15 protein-coding genes are annotated in these 15,187 nt (G+C 56.0%); all 15 read left to right on the top strand.

Annotated elements, in window-relative coordinates; genetic code table 11:
• Positions 1-7: 7 nt before the first annotated feature.
• The 15 genes from FrondiHNR_RS07310 to gmk all read left to right on the top strand — a co-directional run bounded on the left by FrondiHNR_RS07310 (position 8) and on the right by gmk (position 15,182).
• Entirely contained in the window at positions 8-823 is an 816-nt protein-coding gene (locus tag FrondiHNR_RS07310; protein ID WP_279352131.1) for a shikimate dehydrogenase, read from the top strand.
• A gap of 148 nt (positions 824-971) precedes the next feature.
• A complete protein-coding gene (gene aroC / locus FrondiHNR_RS07305; RefSeq protein ID WP_279352130.1) occupies positions 972-2,174 on the top strand; it encodes a chorismate synthase in 1,203 nt (400 codons plus the stop codon).
• 20 nt (positions 2,175-2,194) lie between these two features.
• A complete protein-coding gene (locus tag FrondiHNR_RS07300; RefSeq protein ID WP_279352129.1) occupies positions 2,195-2,806 on the top strand; it encodes a shikimate kinase in 612 nt (203 codons plus the stop codon).
• Positions 2,807-2,838: 32 nt separating this feature from the next.
• Complete coding sequence (gene aroB, locus FrondiHNR_RS07295) at positions 2,839-3,897, top strand: 3-dehydroquinate synthase (RefSeq protein ID WP_279354497.1); 1,059 nt, start codon at positions 2,839-2,841, stop codon at positions 3,895-3,897.
• 23 nt (positions 3,898-3,920) lie between these two features.
• The gene (locus FrondiHNR_RS07290; RefSeq protein ID WP_279352128.1) at positions 3,921-4,382 is read left to right on the top strand and encodes a type II 3-dehydroquinate dehydratase; all 462 of its coding nucleotides are present in this window, start codon (positions 3,921-3,923) and stop codon (positions 4,380-4,382) included.
• Positions 4,383-4,459: 77 nt separating this feature from the next.
• Positions 4,460-5,023: an elongation factor P gene (gene efp, locus FrondiHNR_RS07285; RefSeq protein WP_279352127.1), complete on the top strand. Its 564-nt coding sequence runs from the start codon at positions 4,460-4,462 to the stop codon at positions 5,021-5,023.
• A 20-nt stretch (positions 5,024-5,043) separates the two neighbouring features.
• Positions 5,044-5,454, top strand: coding sequence for a transcription antitermination factor NusB (gene nusB, locus FrondiHNR_RS07280; protein WP_279352126.1), 411 nt, complete (start codon positions 5,044-5,046; stop codon positions 5,452-5,454).
• Between the two features lie 78 nt (positions 5,455-5,532).
• Entirely contained in the window at positions 5,533-6,066 is a 534-nt protein-coding gene (pyrR, locus tag FrondiHNR_RS07275; RefSeq protein ID WP_279352125.1) for a bifunctional pyr operon transcriptional regulator/uracil phosphoribosyltransferase PyrR, read from the top strand.
• Complete coding sequence (locus FrondiHNR_RS07270; protein WP_279352124.1) at positions 6,063-7,016, top strand: aspartate carbamoyltransferase catalytic subunit; 954 nt, start codon at positions 6,063-6,065, stop codon at positions 7,014-7,016. Before pyrR ends, FrondiHNR_RS07270 begins: the two co-directional genes overlap by 4 nt.
• A gap of 1 nt (position 7,017) precedes the next feature.
• Positions 7,018-8,358, top strand: a complete 1,341-nt coding sequence (locus FrondiHNR_RS07265; protein ID WP_279352123.1) for a dihydroorotase — start codon at positions 7,018-7,020, stop codon at positions 8,356-8,358.
• Entirely contained in the window at positions 8,358-8,894 is a 537-nt protein-coding gene (locus FrondiHNR_RS07260) for a hypothetical protein (protein WP_279352122.1), read from the top strand. Before FrondiHNR_RS07265 ends, FrondiHNR_RS07260 begins: the two co-directional genes overlap by 1 nt.
• Positions 8,895-10,112 (top strand): glutamine-hydrolyzing carbamoyl-phosphate synthase small subunit, encoded by a 1,218-nt coding sequence (gene carA / locus FrondiHNR_RS07255; protein ID WP_279352121.1) that lies wholly within the window; start codon positions 8,895-8,897, stop codon positions 10,110-10,112.
• Positions 10,112-13,417 carry a carbamoyl-phosphate synthase large subunit gene (gene carB, locus FrondiHNR_RS07250; RefSeq protein WP_279352120.1) on the top strand — a complete coding sequence of 1,102 codons (3,306 nt, stop codon included), beginning with the start codon at positions 10,112-10,114 and terminating at the stop codon, positions 13,415-13,417. Before carA ends, carB begins: the two co-directional genes overlap by 1 nt.
• Positions 13,414-14,292, top strand: a complete 879-nt coding sequence (gene pyrF / locus FrondiHNR_RS07245) for an orotidine-5'-phosphate decarboxylase (protein ID WP_279352119.1) — start codon at positions 13,414-13,416, stop codon at positions 14,290-14,292. The genes carB and pyrF overlap by 4 nt, the downstream gene beginning before the upstream one ends.
• Entirely contained in the window at positions 14,289-15,182 is an 894-nt protein-coding gene (gene gmk / locus FrondiHNR_RS07240; protein WP_279352118.1) for a guanylate kinase, read from the top strand. Before pyrF ends, gmk begins: the two co-directional genes overlap by 4 nt.
• The last annotated feature ends 5 nt before the right edge of the window (positions 15,183-15,187 follow it).

Raw genomic sequence — 15,187 nt, 5'->3', positions numbered from 1 at the left:
GGGTGTTTTGGGGTCCCCTATAGGCCATTCGCTGTCCCCTCGTATTCATAATGCGGCCTATAGCGTACTGGGGTTGCCGTGGAACTATTTTGCGACAGAGTGCACCCAGCCCGAACTAGAGGGTTTTTTAGCAACCACTCAGTGGAATGCGGTCTCTCTCACCATGCCCCTCAAGAAAACCGCGTTTGATTTTCTTTCCGCAAGGAACTCCTACATTGACTCCATATCCCGCGAGAGTGGTGTCGTAAATACACTGGCCAGAGAGAATTCCGGTGCCCCCTGGCGTGGTTATAATACTGATGTTTCGGGCCTGCGGTTAGCTTTAAGTGAAAAGATAGGACGCGACTTTTCTCGTGTGACGGTACTGGGGGGAGGCGCTACAGCGGTTTCCGCTCTCTTGGCGGTGGCAGGTCTGGGTGCCACCCGTGTGACCTTCAGGGTTCGTACCCCTTCCAAAGTGGAGAACCTTGTAGCGCTTGGTGAGCGACACGGCGTAAGTGTGGCAGCGGAGTCCTTAGGTGGGGCCTGGCAAGAGAGCGATTTGGTTATTAGTACCGTCCCGGGTGTGCAGGCGGCAGAGCTTTCGGCTCCCGATTGGGTGCGACAGAATACTCCTCTCTATGACGTAGCGTACGATCCCTGGCCCAGTCCGTTAGCTACCCTCTGGTCTCAGTCGGGAAAATCGGCGAGTTCTGGCTTGAGCATGCTTTTGCAACAGGCTTTACTGCAGATTAGAATTTTTGTTCTTGGCGACCCCGATGCTACGTTGCCTTCGGAGGCCGATGTTTTTCGTGCTATGCAAGAGGCTGTTGCGAACTTATAGTGCCCGCGCTAATATCTGCGCTGCGAATCGGAGAGCATCCCGTGTTGGGTTATTTCAGTACATGCCACTTGTTATCTTTGTAAACGGAGAGACGGTATTTGATGGATTTCGGAAGCCCGTTCGGCTGTGACGATATAGGATAGTGATCATGCTTCGTTGGCTTACCGCGGGGGAGTCTCACGGCCCCGAACTTATTGCTTTGTTAGAGGGACTTCCGTCTGGCGTGCCCGTTTCGCTCGATGATGTTCGTGCTGATCTAGCTCGCCGCAAACTCGGTTACGGGCGTGGTTCTCGTATGAAGTTTGAACAGGACGAGCTCAATTTCTCGGGAGGTGTTGTTCAGGGACGCACTCTGGGAAGCCCGATCGCGATCCGAATTGGCAACACCGAATGGCCTAAGTGGTCCGAGGTAATGAGCGCTGAAAAAACGGAGCAGACCGACCGTTCTCGCGGTCGTGGAGCAAAGCTGACACGCCCTCGTCCGGGGCATGCCGATCTTGTCGGAATGCAAAAATATGACTTTGATGAAGCCCGACCCATTCTGGAGCGAGCGAGTGCCCGGGAAACCGCAGCGCGGGTGGCTCTAGGCGCGGTTGCTCGTGCCTTTCTCTCACAGCTAGGAATCACATCGGTCAGTCATACCGTGTCGATTGGCCCGATCATGGTTCCCGAGGGGGCGACTCTCCCTCGCCCGAGCGATGTGGAGGTTCTCGACGCTGACCCACTGCGCTGTTTTGACCCGATAACCTCAGCCGCAATGGTTGCGGAGGTAGACACTGCAAAAAAGGACGGCGACACTTTAGGCGGTATCGTTGAGGTTCTTGTTTACGGTCTTCCTCCCGGCCTCGGCTCACACGTTCACTGGGATCGACGTTTGGACTCACAACTGGCTGCTGCGCTGATGGGGATTCAGGCGATTAAAGGTGTTGAGGTGGGCGACGGTTTTGAAACAACCCGGCGTAGGGGCTCTCGAGCACACGATGAGCTTCATACGGGAGCGGAAGGCATACGGCGTCTTACCGATAAAGCTGGAGGTGTTGAGGGAGGTATGAGTACGGGAACGGTTCTGCGCGTTCGTGCGGGAATGAAGCCGATCGCCACGGTTTCCAAAGCGCTTCCTACTGTGGATGTTGCCACGGGAGAGGCCGCAAAAGCTCACCATCAGCGCAGCGACGTGTGCGCGGTTCCCGCTGCGGGTGTGGTAGCAGAAGCAATGGTATCCCTTGTGCTGGCAAACGCGGTTTTGGAGAAGTTTGGTGGCGACTCGGTAGGGGAGACTCGGCGTAATCTGGAATCCTATCTTGCACATATCCCTCAGATGCTTGTGACAGACCGTGATCGTGGTGAATAGAGATTGTGCAGAAGACGCTCGTGACGTCCAGGCATAGACCGGACACTGAGCCTGTGCAAAATAATCGTCATGTGGGGTTGGAACAAAACCGACCCGTGGTTTTTATCGGGCCTATGGCATCCGGTAAATCGAGTATCGGTCGTCGGGTAGCTCGGCGGCTGAACGCATCTTTTTTTGATACCGACCAAAGCATTGTTGCGGAATACGGTTCTATTTCCGACTATTTTCGTGACCACGGTGAGCCCGCTTTTCGTGAGATAGAGGCTGCCGCTGTGAGAATCGCCCTCAGAAGTGCACACGATTCCGTGTTGCGGGGAATTCCCTCAATTGTGTCGCTCGGCGGGGGTGCTGTCTTACATCCGGGCACACGCTCACTTTTGGAGAAAACTAACGTTGTCCTCCTGCTCACCACGGAGGAAGCCGTCATACGTAGATCTAATCTGAAAGACCGGCCCTTGCTAGCGGAGGACCCGGGCGCCTGGAGCCGCATACTTGAAGCCCGTTTACCACTTTATCGTTCTCTAGCAACCGTTACTTTTGATGCGGCTGACAGAAGTAAAGACGATATTGCCGATGATATTGTTCGCTGGTTTATAGCCGGCTCCGCCGTTAAAACAGAGGAGAGACAGTGACTCAGGTTGTAGGCCCTCGGTCCGCAGCAATTATGGTAGGGGGAAGTCTGCCCTACGAGGTGGTTGTGGGGCGCGATATCCTCTCCTCGCTTCCCGAGGTGTTGGGGGAACGGGTGAGCCAGGTGCTGGTTGTGCATCCCCCCACCCTGGGTGCCGCAGCGGCTAGGCTACGCGAGATGCTGCTGGGGAGTTATAAAAATGTTCTTCTTGCCGAGGTTCCTGACGGGGAATCGGCAAAACGCGTCGAGGTTGCTGCTTTTTGCTGGCAAATTATGGGTCAGGCTGATTTCACGCGAACAGACGCGGTCATCGGGTTTGGCGGTGGTGCCGTTACTGATCTAGCCGGTTTTGTTGCAGCGACGTGGTTGCGTGGGGTGAAACTTGTCCAGATTCCCACCACCGTGCTGGGGATGGTTGACGCTGCGGTGGGGGGCAAAACCGGAATTAATACCGCAGAGGGCAAGAATCTTGTTGGTTCTTTTTATGCGCCCTCCGCTGTCCTTGCGGATCTGGACACCCTGGCGACCCTGTCACAAAATGAGATTCGTGCCGGGTTCGCTGAGGTTGTTAAATATGGTTTTATCGCGGAACCTGAGATTCTCGACATCGTAGAGAAGGACGTTGACCTGGCGATCGACCCGCAAAGCAGGGAGTTCCGACGAATAATCGAACTTTCTATTGCGGTTAAGGCGCGCGTGGTTACAGAGGATTTTAGGGAGCAGGGGCTGCGTGAGTTTTTAAACTACGGTCACACTCTAGGGCACGCTATTGAGCACGCTGAACGCTATCAATGGCGTCACGGAGCCGCGATCTCCGTGGGTATGGTTTACGCGGCAGAGTTGGGGCGCCTGGTAGGCACCCTGGATGATGTCACCGTGGACCGTCACCGGAGCGTTTTAGAATTACTTACCCTACCCACAACCTACCCCGCGGGCCGTTGGCCCGGCTTGCTGAGTTCAATGCAGCGTGATAAGAAGGCTCGTGCCGGTATGCTGAGGTTTGTTGTGCTCGATAGAATTGGTAAACCAACGGTGCTTGCCGGTCCTGATGAGACGCTCTTGTTTACGGCGTATCAGGAGATTGCGAGCTAGGTTCTAACTTCGGGAGACAAAAGATGAGCACAGTTTTTGTTCTGAACGGACCAAATCTTGGGCGTTTAGGAAGTCGTGAACCGGAGGTATATGGATCGGCAAATTTAGATGATCTCACCCGAGACCTTAACGCCTTGGCATCAATTCTGTCGCGAGAGAGGGGCGTGCCGCTCTCCGTCGATGTGAGACAGACCGATGATGAGGCGGAGCTTATTCGATGGATTCATGAGGCGGTGGAGACAAAAGCTCCCGTGATTCTGAACCCCGCAGCTTTTACCCACTACAGCTACGCCCTCCGAGATGCCGCTGCACAATTGAAAGATGCCGGGGTTCCTCTGGTGGAGGTTCACATCAGCAACCCGCACGCTCGTGAGACTTTTCGGCACAACAGCGTTATTAGCGGTGTTGCGACCGGAGTTATCGCGGGGTTTGGGTTCGAATCCTATCAACTCGCCCTGCAATTCATTGGGAGAAACGTCTTCTGAACGCTAAACTCGCAGAGGCACCGCTTGCAGAATATCCTGTACCTGAATACGTAATAATTGAACGGAAAACTTTTAGCATGGCAACAACAAACGATATTAAGAACGGAACTGTTCTCAAACTTGAGGGCAACCTGTGGAGCGTGATCGAGTTTCAGCACGTGAAGCCGGGCAAGGGTGGCGCTTTTGTCCGCACCAAAATGAAGAATGTTACCTCGGGGAAGATAATCGATAAAACCTTCAACGCGGGTATGAAAATTGAAACCGCAAACGTGGACCGTCGAGACTATCAGTACCTCTATCAGGACGGTGACGATTTTGTCTTCATGGACACCTCTGATTACGACCAGATCACGGTTCCGGCGGCAACGGTGGGTGACGCGGTAAACTTTATGCTCGAAAATCAGAATGTGACCATCGCGCTACACGACGGCTCACCCCTCTATGTTGATCTTCCTCCTTCCGTTGAGATGACCATCGTGTACACTGAGCCCGGACTTCAGGGGGATCGTTCCACCGGTGGCACCAAGCCGGCCAAGGTTGATACCGGCTATGAGATTCAGGTTCCCCTCTTCCTGGATCAGGGCACGCGAGTTAAAGTAGACACTCGTACCGGTGACTACCTCGGTCGCGTCAAAGAATAACGCGGGAGTATCATCACACTATGAGTGCCAGGAGTAAAGCGCGTAAGCGCGCTCTGGATGTTCTTTACCAGGCCGATCTACGCGAGATATCTATCGCAGCATCTCTTCAGGCGGAGGCAGAGCGAGCGGTAAGTCAACCTGATCGGCAGGCTTCTTGGCTTTACGCCCGCGATATCGTTGACGGGGTGAACGATAATCTTGCTGAAATCGACGAGACTATCGAGACCTACGCCCAAGGGTGGACCCTGCAGCGGATGCCCTACATTGATCGTGCGGTTTTACGCATTGGTGTGTGGGAGGTTCTTTTTAACGATGAGGTGCCGGTGGGGGTTGCAATTTCAGAAGCCGTTGAACTCGCAAAGAGTTTATCGACGGAGGATTCCGGCGGATTTATTAACGGTGTGTTGGGTAAGGTTGCCCAGTCGGTGTGATCGTGTAATCGTGTTAGGCTAGAACACAAGACACATGACACCTTTAAAGTCGTCCCGTGAGGCGAGGAAGGAGTCGGCATGAACACTCGCATTGTGCTTCAGCAGGCTGATATTAGTAGAGCCCTTACTCGGATATCGCACGAAATCCTTGAGTCGAATAGGGGAGTAGACAACCTCATTATCCTGGGGATTCCTACCCGCGGGGCTTTCCTCGGGCAGCGAATCGGCCGCATCATCCAGAGCATTGAGCCCCTCAATCGAAGCATCGTGGGGCAGTTGGATACCACCATGTATCGGGACGACCTTGCTCACCACCCCACCAGGGTTTCTTTCCCTACCGAGATTCCCGCTGAGGGGGTCGAGGGGAAAACCGTGGTGCTGGTTGACGACGTTCTCTATTCGGGGCGTACCATCAGGGCCGCTCTTGATGCGCTTGCAGATTTTGGTCGCCCACGAGCTGTGCGGCTTGCGGCGCTCATTGATCGAGGGCATCGAGAATTGCCTATCCGAGCAGACTTTATTGGAAAAAATATTCCGAGCGCCACCTCGGAACGGATTAACGTTCGTCTTCAGGAGATCGACGGTACCGACGAAGTGGTTATTGACTCATGAAACATCTGCTCAGTACCAAAGATCTTGAGCGGGAAGAAGCCGTTCGCCTCCTTGACATTGCCGAGGATATGGCAGATACACAGCTTCGCGAGGTCAAAAAGCTTCCCACTCTGCGGGGCAAAGCGGTCGTTAATTTGTTTTTTGAAGACTCCACCCGAACCCGAATTTCTTTTGAGGCCGCGGCAAAGCGCCTGAGCGCCGACGTGATTAATTTCTCGGCAAAGGGATCAAGTGTTTCCAAGGGTGAGAGCCTAAAAGACACAGCGCAAACTCTGGCCGCGATTGGGGCTGATGGAGTTATCATTCGCCACCCCGCGTCTGGGGCCCCGCATCGGCTGGCGCGAACGGGATGGATCGATGCCGGTATCCTCAACGCGGGTGATGGCACCCATGAGCACCCCACACAGGCTCTGCTTGATGCCTTTACTATGCGTCGCCGTATTCACGGCGGTGCGAGCCGGGGAGCCGACCTGGACGGGGTCTCCGTGGTTATTGTGGGGGATATCACCCACTCTCGCGTGGCTAGGTCGAACCTGTGGCTGCTACAGACGCTGGGTGCTCACGTTACCTTTGTTGCTCCCGCAACCCTAATTCCTTTCGGTGCCGCTGCCTGGCCCGCAGAGATCAGCTATAACCTGGATGACACCCTGGCGCGGGTGCGTCCGGACGTTGTCATGCTTCTTCGGATTCAGGCAGAGCGTATGAACGCGGCTTTTTTCCCCAATGAAAGAGAATACTCTCGCTGGTGGGGGCTTGATGATACTCGTTTTGCCCGGCTCCGGGAGGATAGCATTGTGATGCACCCCGGTCCCATGAACCGAGGGTTGGAGATTTCTTCGGCAGCCGCGGACTCTGCACGATCGACCGTGCGTGAGCAGGTGGCAAACGGTGTGTCAATTCGTATGGCTGCTTTATACCTGTTGATGACCGGTGAACGAGAGGGCGTATAGCGTGAGTGAATCAATCCTGATGAGGGGAGCAACACTGCCCGGCGGTGAAGCCGGGGACATTCTTGTTGTTGACGGGGTGATTACCTCTTTGGGGGGAAACGTCTCAGCATCTGCTGATCGTGTGATTGATGCTGCGGGCCTTCTGGCGCTTCCCGGACTGGTCGATTTACACACGCACCTGCGTGAGCCCGGTTTTGAGCAGAGCGAGACCGTGCTCACGGGAACGCAGGCCGCTGCGGCCGGCGGATTCACCACGGTTTTTGCCATGGCCAACACACTTCCCGTGTCGGACACGGCCGGGGTTGTCGAGCAGGTTTACTCACTCGGTATGGAGGCGGGTTACGCCAGGGTTCGTCCGATCGGGGCGGTAACACGCGGCCTTGAGGGTAAGCACCTGAGCGAGATTGGCGCGATGGCTAACTCACGTGCCCGGGTTCGTGTTTTTTCCGATGACGGCAAGTGTGTGCACGATTCACTTTTGATGCGTAGGGCCCTGGAATATGTGAGCACTTTTGACGGTGTTATCGCCCAGCATGCCCAGGATCCCCGACTCACCCAGGGCGCCCAGATGAACGAGGGGGCGTTATCAAGCGAATTGGGGCTGAAAGGGTGGCCGGCGGTGGCGGAAGAATCTATCATCGCTCGCGATGTGCTGCTCGCTGAACACATTGGTGCCCGCCTGCACATCTGTCACCTTTCCACGGCCGGGTCGGTTGAGGTTGTTCGCTGGGCAAAAGCGCGTGGAATTAGTGTCACTGCGGAGGCAACTCCCCATCACCTTTTGTTAACCGAAGATCTGGTGCGCAGCTACGACGCCAGATACAAGGTGAACCCTCCGCTGCGACGTGATGAGGATGTCCTGGCGCTCCGCGCCGGAGTTGCCGACGGCACCATCGACATCATTGCAACCGATCACGCTCCGCACCCGAGCGAGACAAAAGACGGCGAGTGGGACTCCGCAGCCTTTGGCATGGTCGGTTTGGAATCCGCCCTGTCAGTGGTGCAGACCGCGCTCGTGGACACTGAGCTCATTACCTGGAGTGATGTGGCGCGAGTGCTCTCAGCCGCCCCGGCCAGAATCGGTCGGCTTGAGGGCTCAGGGGTGCTGAGGGAAGGTGCCGTTGCGGACATCGTTCTCCACGATCCGGCGGTTTCCTCGGTTTTCACAATTTCCGACTTGGCTGGAAAAAGCCACAACAGCCCATTCTTGGACATGACGCTGAGCGGATCCGTGCGCTACACCGTTCACAACGGGTACCTCACCTACGAGGAGAGTCGAGTTGTTGACCCCGAGACGGTGGCGCGGCACGCTCAGCAGAGCCCAGTGAAAGCAGATATCTAGTGGAAAATCTTATTCCTACCCTGATCATCATCGCCCTTTTAGGTGCGTTATTTGCGCTCATGTGGTGGGCCTGGTCGGCGCGTAAAAAAAGATCTTCGCACCTTCTCCAACCGCTATCCGAGCTGACTGTTTTGGGGGAGTCCCTGGGACAGTTTGATGTTCTTTACGTGTCGACAACACCCGCGGATCAACCGCTTGAGCGTATTGCCCTGCCCGGTCTCACCTTTCGCGGCCACGGTGTGGTAGAGGTGACCACCACCGGGATTATGCTCGATATTGCGGGGGAGCGGAGCACCGCGATAGAAAAGCAAGATATTCGGGGGGCCGACACGGCACAGACCACCATCGATAAGGCGGTTGAGCGCGACGGGCTTATTGTGGTGCAGTGGAACCTCCGCACTACCTCGGGCGATTCCTCTCCCGTCGACAGCTACTTTAGAATCACCCATCCGGAAGAAAAGTTGCGTTTTATGAGCCTGGTTTCCGAGCTTGCATACCCGCAGCAACCATCCACCACCACGATTAAGGAGACCTAGGTGACTTCCATCCCACACGGCATCACAGCACCACCCCTCGCTGTTCTTGTACTCGAAGATGGCCGACGATTTGTGGGAGACGCCTACGGTGCCGTCGGGCGAACTCTAGGAGAGGTTGTGTTCTCCACCGGAATGACGGGTTATCAGGAAACCCTCACTGACCCTTCATACGCGGGACAAATTGTCATGATGACCGCCCCTCACATCGGGAATACGGGGGTTAACGACGAGGACATGGAGTCTCGTCAAATGTGGGCTAACGGCTTTGTGGTACGGGATCCCGCGCGCCGTGTGTCAAATTTTCGTGCGAAACGCAGCCTGGACGCAGATCTTGTGGCACACAATATTGTGGGGATCAGCGGCATCGATACGCGAGCCGTGACCCGCCACATCCGTTCGGCAGGCGCTATGCGTGCCGGAATTTTTTCGGGAGCCGATGCCAAACTGAGCGAAGAAGAGCAGCTTGCCGCGGTGAGAACCGGGCAGGAGATGAGCGGGCTTAACCTGTCCACGCTTGTATCAACCACGGAACCCTACTCCCTGGAAGCCGTCGGTGAGCGTATCGGAAAGATGGCTGTGCTTGATCTTGGGGTGAAACGCTCAACACTTCTTTACCTCGCAGAGCACGGATTTGAGGTACACGTGATTCCCGCCTCAAGCACCGTCGACGATATTCGCGCGCTTCGCGCGGACGCGCTTTTTTACTCCAATGGTCCGGGCGATCCCGCAGCCTCTGAGGAACATGTCGAACTCCTGCGCACACTCCTTCGGGAGGGTATGCCGTACTTCGGAATCTGTTTTGGCAACCAGCTTCTGGGGCGGGCATTGGGCTTTGGAACCTATAAACTACCGTTCGGGCATCGCGGTATTAACCAGCCCGTTTGGGACAAGGTGCAGGGTCGTGTTGAAATCACCGCACAAAACCACGGATTTGCGGTGGACGCGCCCATCGAGGGAGTGGTGGATTCGCCGTCGGGTCTCGGACGCGTGGAGGTTACCCACTACAGCCTGAATGACAACGTGGTTGAGGGTCTGAGGTGCCTTGATCTTCCCGCTTTTTCGGTCCAGTATCACCCAGAAGCTGCCGCCGGCCCCCACGATGCGCTGCACCTATTTGACCGTTTCCGTGAGCTTGTACGTGGCGGTGTGGACGCTTCATCCGCCCAGAACCTCAAGAACGATAAAACCCCTTCTGTCACTAACGGAGAGAACCAGTAATGCCTAAACGTACCGATATTAACTCCGTTCTTGTGATTGGCTCCGGTCCCATCGTGATCGGTCAGGCCTGCGAATTTGACTACTCTGGCACCCAGGCCTGCCGTGTCCTTCGTGAGGAGGGGGTCCGGGTCGTCCTGGTGAACTCTAATCCGGCAACGATTATGACCGATCCAGACTTTGCCGACGCCACCTATATTGAGCCCATCACCTCCGAGGTGATTGAGAGCATCATCGCCAAGGAAAAACCTGATGCCATACTGCCCACCCTCGGCGGCCAGACCGCACTCAACGCGGCCATGGAACTGCATGAGAAGGGCATTCTTGATAAGTACGATGTGGAACTTATCGGGGCTAACGTTGATGCCATAAAACGGGGTGAGGACCGGCAGCTCTTTAAAGAATTAGTGATCGCGGCCGGTGCTGGGGTAGCAAAATCATACATCGCTCACACCGTCGAGGAATGCCTGGAATACGCCGAGGACCTGGGATATCCCCTGGTTGTGCGGCCCTCCTTCACCATGGGTGGCCTGGGATCGGGGTTTGTGTATACCCCGGAGGAACTCACCAGGGTTGCCGGTGATGGGCTGCACTACAGTCCCACCACGGAGGTTCTTCTCGAGGAATCTATCCTCGGTTGGAAAGAGTACGAACTTGAGCTGATGCGCGATAAAGCGGATAACACTGTTGTGGTGTGCTCGATTGAAAACGTTGATCCCGTTGGGGTTCACACGGGAGACTCGATCACCGTGGCTCCGGCGCTCACCCTGACCGATCGCGAGTTTCAAAAGATGCGCGATATTGGCATCGATATTATTCGCTCCGTCGGGGTCGATACCGGTGGGTGCAACGTGCAGTTTGCCGTGGATCCCGCTGACGGACGCATCATCGTTATTGAGATGAACCCGAGGGTGTCCAGGTCATCCGCCCTCGCCTCGAAGGCCACCGGCTTCCCGATCGCTAAGATCGCGGCAAAGCTCGCAATCGGTTACCGGCTGGACGAGATCCCGAACGATATCACCCGGGTCACGCCGGCCAGCTTTGAGCCGACCCTCGACTACGTTGTTGTGAAGGTTCCCCGTTTTGCGTTTGAGAAGTTTCCCGCGGCGGACGCCACCCTCACCACCACTATGAAGTCGGTGGGAGAGGTGATGGCGATTGGCCGTAACTACTCGACCGCGTTGCAAAAAGCGTTGCGTTCGCTCGAGAAGAAGGGGTCGTCATTCCACTGGGGTGAGGAAAACCGTGGTGTCGCCGAGTTGCTTGAACTGATTACAGTCCCCACCGACGGTCGTTTAGTTCTGGTGCAGCAGGCCCTGCGCAAAGGGGCAACCCTGGAACAGGTGTTTGAGGCAACCAAAATTGATCCCTGGTTTATCGACCAGATTATCCTTATCAATGAGGTGGCAGACCTCATCGCTCGGGCACCGGAGCTTACCCGTGAGGTCCTTAAACACGCCAAAGAGCACGGCTTCTCGGATGTTCAAATTGCGGAGCTCAGGAATTTGGGTATGGGGGGAAGCGTTCACGAGAGTGATGTTCGTGCTATCCGTCATAACTTCGGACTGCGCCCCGTCTATAAAACGGTTGATACCTGTGCGGGTGAGTTCCCCGCGCTCACCCCCTACCACTACTCCAGCTATGAACAAGAGACGGAGGTTGAGGCAAGCTCGGGGCGTAAGGTGGTGATTCTGGGATCCGGCCCTAACCGAATTGGTCAGGGGGTGGAGTTTGACTACTCGTGTGTTCACGCTTCATTCGCTCTCTCCGCTGCCGGCTTTGAAACCATCATGATCAATTGCAACCCCGAGACCGTATCCACAGACTACGATACGTCAGACCGCCTCTACTTTGAGCCTCTCACTCTGGAAGACGTCCTAGAGATTATTCACGCCGAGAGCGCGAGTGGCGAATTGGTAGGGGTGGTCGTTCAACTGGGCGGACAGACTGCGCTAGGGTTGGCCAAGGGATTAAAGGCTGCGGGGATTCCCATTCTGGGAACCACTCCCGAGGCGATAGATCTGGCCGAGGAGCGTGGGCTCTTCTCAAACATTCTTGAGGACTCGGGGCTGCTCGCTCCACGCAACGGCATAGCGTATGATTTCCCGGGTGCGCAGCGGGTTGCCCAGGAGATCGGATATCCCGTGCTTGTCCGTCCCTCTTACGTTTTGGGTGGCCGCGGAATGGAGATTATTTATGATCCGGTCTCGCTTGAAGACTACTTTGAGCGGATCAAGGATCAGGGAATCATTAGTCCGAGCAGCCCCCTACTGGTGGATCACTTTCTCGATGACGCCATAGAGATTGATGTGGATGCGCTCTTTGACGGCAAGCAACTCTACGTTGGTGGTGTGATGGAGCACATCGAAGAGGCGGGAGTTCACTCGGGAGACTCAAGCTGCACGCTTCCTCCTGTCACCCTCGGATACGACCAGATTAATAAGGTTCGTGAGGCCACTCTTGCCATTGCGCAGGGCATCGGGGTCCGTGGACTGCTGAACGTGCAGTTTGCGATTGGACAGGGCATCCTCTACGTGCTGGAGGCTAATCCACGGGCAAGCCGTACGGTACCGTTTGTCTCGAAGGCGCTGGGTATTCCCCTGGCAAAAGCTGCCTCGCGAATCATGGTGGGGGAGAGCATTAGCACGCTTATCGCGGAGGGGATACTGCCGGAGCGTGATGGCTCACGTGCGCCGCTTGATGCGCCGGTATCGGTTAAAGAGGCCGTGCTGCCTTTTAAACGTTTCCGTACACACGAGGGTCTTATCGTTGACTCGCTGCTGGGACCAGAGATGCGCTCCACGGGAGAGGTCATGGGCATCGATCGTGATTTCCCCCGTGCCTTTGCGAAGAGCCAAACGGCCGCTCACGGAGGTTTGCCTCTTTCCGGCAGGGTTTTTGTGTCGGTTGCGGATCGGGACAAACGCTCGGTCGTTTTGCCCGCCCTGCGCCTTCAGGAGCTTGGTTTTGAGTTGCTTGCAACCCAGGGAACGGCGGTGGTACTTGCGCGTAACGGCATTCAGAGTCGTACTGTTAAGAAGTTTTCGCAGGCGGGAGACCAGCCCAGCATTGTTGACCTGATTAATAACGGTGAGGTCGATATGGTGGTGAACACCCCCAGCGGTCGCAGCGCTCGCTCCGATGGGTATGAGATTCGCGCGGCGGCTGTTGCCGCTGATAAGCCACTGTTCACCACAATTGCAGAGCTTACGGCGGCGGTCGCCTCATTTAGCGCGGCTAAGGACGGGTTTGAAGTGACCTCTCTGCAAGAGTATGCGGCGATGCGTGAGGCGGTGATAGCTCAGTGACCGGCACAGGCACATTTGGTTCTCGGCTAGAAAGAAAAATTGCTCAGTACGGCCCTCTCTGCGTGGGAATCGATCCCCACGCCTACCTGCTCTCCCAGTGGGGCCTTCCTCATACCGCGGCTGGTGCGCGAGAGTTTAGCCTGCGTGTACTTGATGCGGCCACTGATCAGGTCGCCGCGATAAAACCACAGGTGGCCTTTTACGAACGCTTTGGCGCCGCTGGCTATTCCGTGGTTGAAGAGCTCTTTGTCGAGGCGCGACAGCGCGATGTTATCGTTATTGCCGACGTGAAACGCGGAGACGTTGGCACGAGTGTGGACGCGTACGCGGATGCCTGGCTGACTCCCGGAAGCCCGCTCGAGGCCGATGCTATGACGCTATCCGCCTTCCAGGGGTTTGACTCGCTTGCTGGGCCGCTCAATCACGTTGTTAATAACGGCAAGGGTCTTTTTATCCTCGCGGCAACCTCCAATCCTGAGGCCCGAGTAATCCAGACCGCCCGTGTTATTGGTGAGGAGGACGAGCAACGCGTGAGTGTGTCCGCGCACCTCCTGGAGAAGGTTGATGGGTGGAATGCTTCCCACTCGACGGGGGCGGCTGGCTCCGTTGGTGTGGTGCTGGGTGCGACCCTCAGGCTTAGCGATTACGGTATCGATATTTTCCGAACGCGAGAGCCTTCATTGCCGGTACTTGCTCCGGGATTTGGACATCAGGGGGCGCAACTGACGGAGGCCCGTGCAATTTTTGGCAATCTGCTTCCCTCCACCCTCATAAGTGAGTCGAGGAGCGTGCTTAGCTCAGGTTTAGAGGGTATTGTTGATGCCGTTAGACAGCGCTCCGATCAGGTTCGCAGGGAAGTGGTGGGTACCCCATGAAGACACAGACAATGCCAGAGGTCGACAGGATCGCGGCTAATAAGGCTGCGATTGCTGCCCGGAGGGCTCGGGCTCGGATTAAACAGGCTCTCCGATCGGGCGAAATTACACCGGAAGCCGTGCTTGATGCGTCCATGCAGGCGAACTCGGCAGCCTACTCCCTGAGAATCACGGATTTTCTTTTGTGTCTTCCGGCAATCGGTACGGCAAAGATGCCTCGTGCCCTGGAAAAGCTTAACATTTCTGACAAGAAGCGCCTGGGTGGGCTGGGTGTGCACCAGCGTCGACGTCTTTACGCGTTTCTGAGTGATCGAACGCAGCGCAAGGTGACTCCCTGTCTCACGGTTCTGGCCGGTCCCACCGCCGTGGGTAAAGGGACGATTGCCGCTTATATCCGCGAAAATTATCCGCATATTGAGCTCTCTATATCGGCAACAACGCGGCCTCCTCGTTCCGGTGAGGTTGAGGGAAAGCACTACTATTTTGTTGATGATGCTGAGTTTGACCGTATGGTACAGAACAACGAGTTACTGGAGTACGCCACGGTGCACAACACGTATCGTTATGGAACGCCACGCAAGCCAATTGAAAAGCTTTCGCGTCAGGGTCGGAGCGTTCTGCTAGAGATTGACCTTCAGGGTGCAAGACAAGTGCGGAAAGCCATGCCGAGTGCTCGTTTGATCTTTCTCACACCGCCCTCGTGGGAGGAGTTGGTCAGGAGGCTCGTCGGGAGGGGGACAGAAACCTCAGAGGAACAGGAGCGTCGCCTGGCCACAGCTCGGGTCGAACTTGCCGCTCAGAACGAGTTTGACGAGGTCGTTGTGAACGACACGGTGCCACACGCGGCCGAAAGGGTCGTAGAATTGATGAGTACAGCAGAGGAGTACTAAAAACT

This window comes from Lysinibacter sp. HNR, assembly GCF_029760935.1.
In the GTDB taxonomy this organism is placed as follows: Bacteria; Actinomycetota; Actinomycetes; order Actinomycetales; family Microbacteriaceae; genus HNR.
The sequence above is the reverse complement of the archived record's forward strand: the minus strand, read 5'-3'. Positions and strand labels throughout refer to the sequence as shown.